Below are 10419 nucleotides of genomic sequence, written 5' to 3'. Positions count from 1 at the left end.
ATTTGGCCTGGTGGCTCAGCTGGTTAGAGCGCCGCCCTGTCACGGCGGAGGTCGTGGGTTCGAACCCCATCCGGGTCGCTGAATGTGAGTTGATACACACATTCCTATATTAAATATGGGGTCTTAGCTCAGCTGGGAGAGCATCTGCCTTACAAGCAGAGGGTCATAGGTTCGAGCCCTATAGGCCCCATACTTTTTCTTGATATACCTGGTTCGCCGATATGGCTCAATTGGCAGAGCAGCTGATTTGTAATCAGCAGGTTATCGGTTCGAGTCCGATTATCGGCTTAGTAATGTTAAACAAATATGGGGGAATTCCCGAGTGGCCAAAGGGGACAGACTGTAAATCTGCTGGCTATGCCTTCAGTGGTTCGAATCCACTTTCCCCCACTCAACAATTGAATATTGTTGTTATTATTGTCGCGGGGTGGAGCAGTCTGGAAGCTCGTCGGGCTCATAACCCGAAGGTCATAGGTTCAAATCCTATCCCCGCAATTTTGTGCCTTGGTAGCTCAGTTGGTAGAGCAGAGGACTGAAAATCCTCGTGTCACTGGTTCGATTCCGGTCCAAGGCATATGGGCGTGTAGCTCAGTCGGTAGAGCACTTGACTTTTAATCAAGTTGTCCCGGGTTCGAATCCCGGCACGCTCAGGTATGTGAATGGCGGAAATCCTTTTTAGAAAGGGTTTCCGCCATTTTTGTGTTTGCTCTGCGTATCGAGAGCGTCCCCAGTTGCTAAATAGTCAAACAGATTGTCAAACAGAACGGAATCTGTTAAGATGAAAGAATGAGGAAAACGCCTATGAGAAATCAAAGTGAACCAGAAAAAGCAGCCTGGCTGATCGAATTTGAAAATCTCTATATTGTGACATACCAGAAACTTTATCGCCACGCAAAGCTGATTTTTAACCAGGAGGAAAAAATAAGAGAACTCCTGATTTTAACTTACATGGAAGCTTACCAGCGCGGAGACCAGCTCCAGAAAGAGAAGTCCCAGTTAGACTGGCTGATCAAGCGGGAAGATTTTCTGGCAGAGACCAGACTTGATGCGAGCCGGGAGATGTTAGAGGCATCCTATGCCGAAGAGAAGATGCAGTCAAAAGAAGCAAAGAAAGAACGATTTTCCAATTTGGATGAGACCTCTCTTCTGCTGGAGATTGAAGATCGGCTCGGCATTGTGGATGATCAGGAGATTCCGGAGCGGGTGAGTGTAAAGAAGACAGCCGTTCAGGGAGTCTTTTCTGTTGCTCTCTTTCTTGTGTCGATGGGAATTCTTGCAGTCGGCATCTGGAAAGTAAAGCACCAGATTGATGTGCTCCAGGCACCATTTGAGAGAAAGATGGAGCTTACGCCGGAGAGCGAGGAGACGGAGGACGAAAAGAAAGAGAACTGCATTCAGGTGGGGGCGAAGGCAGTTTATCTGTCAGATAACGGGCAGGTACTTTACTCTCTTCCGCTTGAGGAGTCCGAGTTTGCCGACTCGGATCCGAGCAATCCTGAGATTCAGGATCATAACGGATGGACGTACTATCTGCCATGTCAGGAGAGAGAGGACAGTGAACTCAAAAACGTCTGGAGTGAACTCAATCACACGCTGTACCGGATAAGCGCAGATTCAAATGGATTGCAGAATGAATCGCAGAAGGACGAGATTGAAATTATTGCGAGAGACGTGGACAATTATTCATTCTGGCAGGATGGAATCTATGTTTCCCAGTATGACCGGATTCAGAGAATCGGGGAGACAGAGTCTTTTGAGAAAAAAGTGTGCAGTTTCTATGCGGGGACCGATGGCGATGACATTGTACTGTACGATATGCTCGGAAGAACACTTCAGACGAGGGAGGATGGGAGTCTCTCCTATGAGGACCGGGTTTTTGTCATGGATGGAAACCGGATTTCTGAGTGCGAGATGGGGCCGCGCGAGTATGCGGGTGTCTCCTATTTTCTGAGAGAAGAGGATGGAAGCGGAGAGTCTGCAATCTATAAAAATGAGGCAGGGGAGGAGAGCCTTTTTCTTGAACAGGGAAAAGGGATTGACAGCTTCTGCATCGCGGATGGACAGATGTATTACAGTGTTTTCGTGAGAAAGAGGGATGGAATCCAGTACAGTGAGATTTATCGCAGACCGCTGGCGACAGTTGGGGAGACGGTGATGATCGGGGAAAGGTTCAAGGGACGAATCACGGAGATGTCTTACTCGGAGTCGGCGGGAGAGATTTATGCGTCTTATAAGCCGAAGAGCTGGGTGAGCAACCGGGGGATCATTGCGGTGATCTCGCCGGCAGGCCAGATCAGTTATCTGAATGATGAGGAACTCCGGAAACAGGTGGATACAACAGGGAATGATGATCTGCAATTTGTGATGGAGCAGGACGGAAATGTTTACTGCTACTGGACCGATAACAACTGGAAGCGCGGAAAAGAGCCGGAGCCGATCTGGAGGAAGGTGCTTGTGATTCCGGATAAGGATCGGACGTTTATGGAGTGAAAAAGTATTACTAACGTATTACTGGAGTAATGTTAAAGTGGTACTTTGGTGATTAATACGGGAGACATACTAGAAAAAAAACAAGAAAAAATAATAGCGCCTACGGTAGAATAAGTCCTGCAAACGCGCTCTCGCTCCGGGTTCCGGTCAGCGGAAGCGTCACTGGCGCTTCCTCGACATGCAGAGCAACGTAGCGGTGCATAAGTTCGCAAAATACGCGAACTAAGCACCAACGTCTCACACGGGTTTGCAGTGACTTTTCTACCTACGGCGCTTTTCCATTTACTTCTTTTTTATTTTATCTAAATATCTGAAAAGAAACAAAAATCTCAAAGAATAAAAATCTCAGAAATGAAAAAAGTTTGTTTTACTCATCGAATTCTACGATCACATAGAAACCGCGGGAATTCTCGCGGATGTCTTTTACAATCCCTTCTCGGGATTTCAGGCGGTCACGGTTTTTGTAACAGCCGGACATAGCGACAGCAGGCTCAATGATGTAACTGTAATTGAAGCCTTCGCGCTCGATCACTTCTACTTTGTCTCCAATATTGACAAGTCCCTGCCGTTCCATTTTAAATTCCATTTCACGCAATGCAGTCATCTCCTTGAATCAGTCGTCCAGACAACGATTTCTGATATAAAATCTAAATAAAAGTCCTGATAAAAGTTTCGATAAAATTCCAGAGATATTATAATAAAAAGGTGGTGGAATGTAAAGCCGTTCTGTGCTACAATAAAATGCACTTTTGGCGATATAGACAGGATTCTGTTTTGATAAAGAGGAAAATAGAGAAGTATGAGAAAAGAAGATCTTTTGATTTCACGTCTCAAGCATTATGCGGATTCAGACGCGTGTCCATTTCACATGCCGGGACATAAGCGGCAGGCAGCAGAGGGGATGCGGGGAGAGTTTCCGAACCCGTTTGCGATTGATATTACGGAGATTGACGGGTTCGATAACCTTCATCACCCGGAGGGGATTCTCAGAGAGTCGATGGACTGGGCTGCCGGTGTTTATGGAACTGCGAGAACCTGGTATCTGGTAAATGGAAGCAGCTGCGGGATTCTGAGCGCGATAAGTGCGTGTGTGCATCCTGGCGGACGGATTCTGATGAGCAGAAACTGCCACAAATCAGCTTACCATGGCGTTATCCTCAATCAGTTAAAAACAGACTATGTTTATCCACAAATCCTCCCTGAATTGTGGATACAGGGTGGAGTACTTGCAGAAGACGTGGAAAAGATGCTTCAGAAAAATCCGGATACCGAGGCAGTTCTGATTGTCTCCCCAACATATGATGGAATGGTGTCGGATGTGCAGGCGATTGCAGATATCGTGCATCGATATGGACTTCCGCTGATCGTGGATGAGGCGCACGGAGCGCATTTTCCATTTGGCGGGGAAGAGTTTCCTGTTTCTGCGGTTGACTGCGGGGCAGATCTCGTGATTCAGAGTCTCCACAAGACACTGCCGTCGCTGACGCAGACGGCAGTTCTTCACCTTACGAGAGAGGGAGAGCAGAGCGGGCGGATCGATATTGGAAGAGTGGAACGCTATCTTCAGATCTATCAGACCAGCAGTCCCTCCTATGTGCTGATGGCATCGATTGAGAGCAGTATTTATGAGATGGAGCAGGGTGGCAGAGAACAGATGGAAGCTTTTGCCGGACGCCTGAGACGCGTTTACAGCCGTTTGGAGCGTTTAAAGCATCTGAAGCCAGCACTCCCCCATAAACTGCGGAAAAGTGGCACAGAGAGGCGTCTGCCGGCATGGAAGGCGGGAATTTATGATATGGATCCCGCAAAAATTGTGATTTCCTGCAGGGGCTGTGTGAAGATTGCAGAAACTGCTTTTAAGAATAGAGAACAGATTTGCGAAGAAATCTGCGAAGAGAGTAGATGCGAAGAGAATAGATACGAAGAAGATAAAAGTCTGGAAATAGGGAAACGTGTAAGCCGCGAAAAGCTGACGGGAGAGATTCTCGGGGACTGGCTGCGCCAGAAATTTCATATTGAGATGGAGATGTGCGGAGCGGATTATGTCGTGGCGATAGCGACTTTCTCAGACACGGAAGAACGTCTTGAACGGCTCTGTACAGCGTTGGAACAGATTGATGCGCAGCTTGAGACGGAGGAATCATTCGAGAGATCGTCTGCGGAAGACAATACGGCGATGGAATGGGAGCTTCCGGAGATTTGCATGACACCGGCAGACGCGGTGGATGCGCCGTGGGAATTGCTTCCGATGGAGGCCTGTGCCGGAAGAATTTCCGGCGAATTTGTCTATCTGTATCCACCGGGAATTCCGATCATTGCACCGGGAGAAAAGATAAAAGAAGAGATGGTGAGACAGATCTGCGCTTACAAGAAAATGGAACTTCCGGTTCAGGGAATGGCAGACAGAGAGGCAAAATTTCTTCGCGTCTGTACGGATTGAGAGTGAGAGGTACAGAGTGGGAAAGGAAGGAATGCGGAATGGGAAAAATATATTATCTGATGGGGAAGAGTGCATCGGGAAAAGATACCATTTACAGAGAAATTTTGAAAAAATGTCCGCAGCTGCGCAGAGTTGTCCTGTATACAACGCGACCGATGCGGGATGGAGAGTGTGAGGGCAGGGAGTATTATTTTGCCGGACAGGAAGATCTGGAGAAATTTGCAGATCAGGGAAAAATAATCGAGATGCGGACATACCAGACCGTCTGCGGGCCGTGGAGCTATGCAACTGTGGATGACGGACGGATCTGTCTTGAGAGCGCAGATTATCTTGCAATCGGAACACTTGAATCCTATGCAAAACTTCGAGAGTATTATGGGGAAAAGGCGGTGGAACCGCTGTATGTGACTGTGGATGATGGAGTTCGTCTTGAGCGTGCGCTTGAGAGAGAACGGGCACAGAAAAATCCGAATTATGCGGAGCTGTGCAGAAGATTCCTTGCGGATGAAGAAGATTTTGCACAGGAAAAACTGAACCGTTTGGGGATTATTCACTCATTTGTGAACGATGATCTGGAAAACTGTGTGAATAAGATTCTGAAGTTTATGGGAAAGGATTTTCTGTCACAGAGTTTTTGATAAAATGAGGTATTTGTGCTACAATATTTCGTAGATGCTGAATATTTGGAAAAATGGTAACGATTCAGCAGGTTTGCGCATTTGCTGCGTAGACAGAAAAAGTATGAAAAGCATGAAAAGCAGGGATGTGTCTGTGAAGACACAGAATAGCTGCGGGAATTGCAAAAACAGAGGAAGATTGCGAGGTGCGCGCCAATGAAAACATTTCGGGAAATTATCGGACATGAACAGGTCAAAAATCATATGCAGACTGCTGTGAGAAATCATAAGGTATCTCATGCCTATATTCTTTCAGGGGAAGCCGGAATGGGAAAGAAGTCTCTGGCAGAGGCATTTGCAATGACGCTTCTTTGTGAGCAGGACGGCACAGAGCCGTGCATGGAGTGCCATGCCTGCAAGCAGATTTTGAGTGGAAGTCATCCGGATCTGATTCATGTGACTCACGAGAAGCCGAATACGATCGGTGTGGAGGACATTCGTACTCAGATCAACGATACGATCATGGTGCGCCCTTACAGCAGCTACTATAAGATTTACATTGTAGATGAGGCTGAGAAGATGACCCAGCAGGCACAGAATGCACTGCTCAAGACGATTGAAGAGCCGCCTGCCTATGCGGTAATCATGTTGCTGACAACGAATGCGGATGCGTTTCTTCCGACCATTCTGTCGCGCTGTGTTCAGCTGAAATTGAAGCCGCTCCGGGATTACATGGTGAAGAATTATCTGACTGAGCAGATGCACGTGCCGGATGCTGATGCAGAAATTTATGCGGCGTTTGCGAGAGGAAATCTCGGAAAGGCAATTTCGCTGGCATCTTCGGAGGATTTCAAGAAGCTTCACCAGGAGATTCTCGGTCTGCTTCGCCACGTCAAACAGGCAGATATCTCCGATCTTCTCGATGAGATTCGAAAGATGAAGGATGATGGTCTGGATATTTACGAATGTCTGGATTTCATTCAGCTGTGGTATCGGGATATTTTGCTCTACAAGGTCACAAAGGATATCAACCAGTTGATTTTTAAAGAAGAATTCCGGACTGTCAATGAGATCAGCCAGAACAGCGGTTACGATGGAATTGAGCGGATTTTAGAGGCAGTTGACAAGGCGAGAGTGCGCCTCGATGCCAATGTTAATATGGAGCTGACAATGGAGCTTCTTCTTCTCACAATGAAAGAGAATTAGGATTCCTGTACATGGGCAGGTATTTTCTGGATAGAAAATGCCGTATGGTACAGTGGCGGTAGCGAATCAGGATGAAAGGACATCCGTGTGATGCAGTAATAAGGATAGATAGAAAGATAGAGTCGGGCAGAGACAGAAGGAGATAGAGCAATCGATGACGAGAGTAATTGGTGTCAGATTTCGCGAGGCGGGAAAAATTTATTATTTTTCTCCGGGAAAATTGGAGATTAAGACAGGAGACCACGTAATTGTGGAGACTGCCCGCGGAATTGAGTTTGGATTTGTTGTGCTTGGAAGCCGGGATGTGGATGACAGCAAGGTTGTGCAGCCGTTAAAGACGGTGATCCGCATGGCAAACAGGGACGATGAGGCGAGAGAGGAAAATAACAAGGTTAAAGAGAAAGAGGCATTCCGGATCTGTAAGGAGAAAATCCGCAAGCATGGTCTGGAAATGAAACTGATCGATGTGGAGTACACGTTTGATAACAATAAAATTCTGTTTTATTTCACGGCTGATGGCAGAATTGATTTCCGTGAGCTAGTCAAGGATCTCGCGAGTGTCTTCAAGACGAGAATCGAACTGCGCCAGGTCGGAGTCCGCGATGAGACAAAGATTGTTGGCGGAGTCGGTATCTGCGGCCGTGCGCTCTGCTGTCATTCTTATCTTTCCGAGTTTATTCCGGTATCGATCAAGATGGCGAAGGAGCAGAATCTTTCTCTGAACCCTTCCAAGATTTCCGGTGTCTGCGGACGCTTGATGTGCTGTCTGAAAAATGAGGAAGAGACGTATGAATATCTCAACAGCAAGCTTCCGGGAATCGGCGACTATGTGACGACGGACGATGGCCTGAAGGGAGAAGTCCAGAGTGTCAATGTGCTTCGTCAGACAGTCAAGGTTATCGTCATGGTGGAGCGCGATGAGAAGGAAATTCGCGAGTACAAAGTGGAGCAGCTCAAGTTCCGCCCACGCCGCCGAAAAGGAAAAGTGGATGTGGAAGATGCAGAACTTAAGAAATTGGAAGCACTTGAAAAGCGGGAAGGAAAGCCGAAGAATAATGGAAAGAGAGAGTCAGAGAGATCAGAACGCTCAGATCGATCAGAGCGGCCAGAAAGACAGGAAAAGCCAGAGCGCTCAAAAAAGTCCGAAGGAGCTGAGTGACGGGAATGCGGCTGTGGTATGCCATGAGGATGAGAGAATTGATGATCTTCAGCGAAACGGGTACCGCATCATTCAAAAGAAAAACGGATTTTGTTTTGGCATGGATGCTGTCCTCTTGTCCGGGTTTGCACGTGTGAAACCGGGCGGCCGTGCACTGGATCTTGGAACCGGAACAGGCATCATTCCGATTCTGATGAATGCGAAAACGCCGGGAGAGCATTTTACGGGTCTTGAGATTCAGGCGGAGATGGCAGAGATGGCACAGCGAAGTGTGAATCTCAATGGACTTGAGGAGCGAGTGTCGATTGTGAGGGGAGATATCAAGGAAGCCAGCCGGATTTTTGGAAAGGCTTCTTTTGATGTGGTGACTTCCAATCCGCCGTATATGAATGACACGCATGGGCTCAAGAATCCGGATCTGCCTAAGGCGATTGCCCGCCATGAGGTGCTTTGCACGCTTGAGGATGTTGTGCGTGAGGCGAGTGCGCTTCTCAAGTCGGGCGGTCATTTTTACATGGTGCATCGCCCGCGCAGGCTCACGGAGATGATCACATTGTTGCACCAGTACCGCTTAGAGCCGAAGAGAATCAAATTTGTTCATCCGTTTATCGACAAGGAGGCAAACATGGTTCTGATTGAGGCTGTGCGCGGAGGTGGCGCGATGATGAACGTGGAGCCGCCGGTGATTGTCTACAAGAGCCCGGGTGTGTATACAGATGAGATTTATACGATTTACGGATACTAAAAGTACGGAACGTATACTCAGAATACCAGTAATACAAAATACAGACTTGTATACTTTATGCGAAGAGAATATACAAAGAATGCATAGAGAAAGAACATACAAGGATCATAATAGATTGAGAAAGAGATGAAGAAGGGAGACGATGGCATGGAAGAAAACGCAGTCGGAAAACTGTATCTGTGTGCCACACCGATCGGAAATCTGGATGATATTACCCTGCGCGTGCTCAAGACGCTTCAGGAAGTGGATTTGATTGCAGCGGAAGATACCCGTCACAGCATCAAACTGTTGAATCATTTTGAGATCAAAACGCCGATGACGAGTTATCACGAGTACAACAAGGTGGACAAGGCCCGTTACCTCGTGGAACAGATGAAAAAGGGTGTAAATGTTGCTGTCATCACAGATGCGGGAACTCCGGGTATTTCGGATCCGGGAGAAGAGTTAGTGCGCCAGTGTTATGAGGCAGGAATTTCCGTGACCTCGCTTCCGGGACCGGCTGCCTGCATCACGGCACTCACGATGTCGGGCCAGCTGACGAGACGTTTTTGTTTTGAAGCATTTCTGCCGACTGATAAGAAGGAGCGCCAGTGGGTGCTTGAAGAACTTAAAAATGAGACGCGGACGATGATCATCTATGAGGCACCGCATCATCTTGTCCGCACGCTTGAGGAGCTTGCGGGTGTACTTGGATCAGACCGCAGGCTGACGCTCTGCCGGGAACTCACGAAGAAGTACGAAGAGGGATTCCAGAGCACATTTGCGGGGCTTTTAGAGCGCTTTGAGACCGAAGAGCCGAAGGGCGAGTGCGTGCTTGTCATTGCAGGACGCAGTTTCGATGAGATTCAGAAAGAGCAGCAGAAATCGTGGGAAGAGATGTCGATCGAGGAGCATATGGATCTCTATCTCGATCAGGGGATTGACCGGAAAGAGGCGATGAAGCGAGTTGCAAAAGACCGTGGAATTCCGAAGCGCGATGTTTACCGCTATCTGACAGATGCGAAAGATGAGTAAGACATTTCTTTTGTCTGGCTGATAATTCGATCGTTTTGGAAAGAGAAGAGCTTCAGAATAAAGTAATAAAGAAATAGTGATAAAAAATAAAACCAGAGAGAATTTCCGGAAAACCGGGATCTCTCTGGTTTTTTGTTTTACATTTTTCAGATCGGGAGCCACGAGAGCACGAGCTGGTACAGCACCTCGGCGAAGCCACAGGAAACCATGACCTTGATCGGGTCGATCTTGACTTTTCGCAGGCAGATCATTGCGACTGCAAAGTAGATCAGGTAGCGGATCTGCAAGTTTCCATTTGTGAGATGGATTGTTCCATCGCCGAAGAAAGTCGGGACGAGGATTGTAATTCCGGCAGTCAGGATCATTGCGACGACAGCCGGGCGGAGGGATTCGAGAATTCCTTTCATCAGGCGAAGATTGCGGTACTTGGCATAGAGTTTCGCAAGAATTGTCACGAAGATACAGGATGGGAGAATACAGCCGATCGTCGCGACAATCGCTCCCGGAATTCCGGCAACCTGATTACCGACAAATGTCGAGGAATTGACGGCGATCGGTCCCGGGGTCATCTCTGCGATTGTGATCAGGTTCGTGAAATCATTTAAAGTCAGCCAGTGGTATTTTTCAATGACCTGGGCCTGAATCAGCGGCATGGCGGCGTACCCTCCGCCGAAGCTGAATGCGCCGATCTGCAGAAAGGCGAGAAAAAGTTGAAAATAAATCATAGGATACTCCTTTATGTTTCATT

At 47.7% G+C, this 10419-nt stretch carries 8 protein-coding genes, 7 tRNA genes and 1 pseudogene; 14 read left to right on the top strand and 2 right to left on the bottom strand.

Features of this window, described 5'->3' with window-relative positions; all coding sequences use genetic code 11:
- Window positions 1-4 precede the first annotated feature (4 nt).
- From ACR0QE_RS09185 to ACR0QE_RS09150, 8 genes are all read left to right on the top strand, one after another.
- Window positions 5-78, top strand: a tRNA-Asp gene (locus ACR0QE_RS09185).
- Window positions 79-117: 39 nt separating this feature from the next.
- A tRNA-Val gene (locus ACR0QE_RS09180) sits at window positions 118-190 on the top strand.
- 25 nt (window positions 191-215) lie between these two features.
- Window positions 216-288 (top strand) — tRNA-Thr (locus ACR0QE_RS09175).
- Between the two features lie 20 nt (window positions 289-308).
- Window positions 309-390 (top strand) — tRNA-Tyr (locus tag ACR0QE_RS09170).
- A 31-nt stretch (window positions 391-421) separates the two neighbouring features.
- A tRNA-Met gene (locus ACR0QE_RS09165) sits at window positions 422-495 on the top strand.
- 6 nt (window positions 496-501) lie between these two features.
- Window positions 502-574: transfer RNA gene (locus tag ACR0QE_RS09160), tRNA-Phe, on the top strand.
- Window positions 575-577: 3 nt separating this feature from the next.
- A tRNA-Lys gene (locus tag ACR0QE_RS09155) sits at window positions 578-650 on the top strand.
- A 151-nt stretch (window positions 651-801) separates the two neighbouring features.
- A complete protein-coding gene (locus tag ACR0QE_RS09150) occupies window positions 802-2490 on the top strand; it encodes a hypothetical protein (RefSeq protein WP_432628057.1) in 1689 nt (562 codons plus the stop codon).
- A 367-nt stretch (window positions 2491-2857) separates the two neighbouring features.
- Here ACR0QE_RS09150 and ACR0QE_RS09145 read toward each other — a convergent pair whose 3' ends face one another.
- The gene (locus tag ACR0QE_RS09145) at window positions 2858-3085 is read right to left on the bottom strand and encodes a hypothetical protein (RefSeq protein WP_177977783.1); all 228 of its coding nucleotides are present in this window, start codon (window positions 3083-3085) and stop codon (window positions 2858-2860) included.
- A 204-nt stretch (window positions 3086-3289) separates the two neighbouring features.
- Here ACR0QE_RS09145 and ACR0QE_RS09140 point away from each other — a divergent pair, with 204 nt between their 5' ends.
- The 6 genes and pseudogenes from ACR0QE_RS09140 to rsmI all read left to right on the top strand — a co-directional run bounded on the left by ACR0QE_RS09140 (window position 3290) and on the right by rsmI (window position 9671).
- Window positions 3290-4930 carry an aminotransferase class I/II-fold pyridoxal phosphate-dependent enzyme gene (locus tag ACR0QE_RS09140; protein WP_432628056.1) on the top strand — a complete coding sequence of 547 codons (1641 nt, stop codon included), beginning with the start codon at window positions 3290-3292 and terminating at the stop codon, window positions 4928-4930.
- Between the two features lie 38 nt (window positions 4931-4968).
- Window positions 4969-5568 carry a guanylate kinase gene (locus ACR0QE_RS09135; RefSeq protein WP_432628055.1) on the top strand — a complete coding sequence of 200 codons (600 nt, stop codon included), beginning with the start codon at window positions 4969-4971 and terminating at the stop codon, window positions 5566-5568.
- A gap of 195 nt (window positions 5569-5763) precedes the next feature.
- Window positions 5764-6753: a DNA polymerase III subunit delta' gene (gene holB / locus ACR0QE_RS09130; protein ID WP_432628054.1), complete on the top strand. Its 990-nt coding sequence runs from the start codon at window positions 5764-5766 to the stop codon at window positions 6751-6753.
- A 154-nt stretch (window positions 6754-6907) separates the two neighbouring features.
- A pseudogene (locus ACR0QE_RS09125) lies at window positions 6908-7804 on the top strand (PSP1 domain-containing protein); the annotation flags it as partial.
- A gap of 4 nt (window positions 7805-7808) precedes the next feature.
- A complete protein-coding gene (locus ACR0QE_RS09120) occupies window positions 7809-8657 on the top strand; it encodes a tRNA1(Val) (adenine(37)-N6)-methyltransferase (RefSeq protein WP_432628053.1) in 849 nt (282 codons plus the stop codon).
- Window positions 8658-8804: 147 nt separating this feature from the next.
- Entirely contained in the window at window positions 8805-9671 is an 867-nt protein-coding gene (gene rsmI, locus ACR0QE_RS09115) for a 16S rRNA (cytidine(1402)-2'-O)-methyltransferase (protein WP_432628052.1), read from the top strand.
- A gap of 146 nt (window positions 9672-9817) precedes the next feature.
- Here rsmI and ACR0QE_RS09110 read toward each other — a convergent pair whose 3' ends face one another.
- The gene (locus tag ACR0QE_RS09110; protein ID WP_432628051.1) at window positions 9818-10396 is read right to left on the bottom strand and encodes a chromate transporter; all 579 of its coding nucleotides are present in this window, start codon (window positions 10394-10396) and stop codon (window positions 9818-9820) included.
- Between the last annotated feature and the right edge of the window lie 23 nt (window positions 10397-10419).

The organism is Brotaphodocola sp. (genome assembly GCF_050873065.1).
Lineage (GTDB): Bacteria > Bacillota > Clostridia > Lachnospirales > Lachnospiraceae > Brotaphodocola.
The sequence above is the reverse complement of the archived record's forward strand: the minus strand, read 5'-3'. Positions and strand labels throughout refer to the sequence as shown.

Bases quoted from the DNA above. Each gene is read 5' to 3' on its own strand.
- ACR0QE_RS09150 (WP_432628057.1), top strand. From the start codon at position 802: ATGAGAAATCAAAGTGAACCAGAAAAAGCAGCCTGGCTGATCGAATTT.
- ACR0QE_RS09140 (WP_432628056.1), top strand. From the start codon at position 3,290: ATGAGAAAAGAAGATCTTTTGATTTCACGTCTCAAGCATTATGCGGAT.
- ACR0QE_RS09135 (WP_432628055.1), top strand. From the start codon at position 4,969: ATGGGAAAAATATATTATCTGATGGGGAAGAGTGCATCGGGAAAAGAT.
- holB (WP_432628054.1), top strand. From the start codon at position 5,764: ATGAAAACATTTCGGGAAATTATCGGACATGAACAGGTCAAAAATCAT.
- ACR0QE_RS09120 (WP_432628053.1), top strand. From the start codon at position 7,809: ATGGAAAGAGAGAGTCAGAGAGATCAGAACGCTCAGATCGATCAGAGC.
- rsmI (WP_432628052.1), top strand. From the start codon at position 8,805: ATGGAAGAAAACGCAGTCGGAAAACTGTATCTGTGTGCCACACCGATC.
- ACR0QE_RS09110 (WP_432628051.1), bottom strand. From the start codon at position 10,396: ATGATTTATTTTCAACTTTTTCTCGCCTTTCTGCAGATCGGCGCATTC.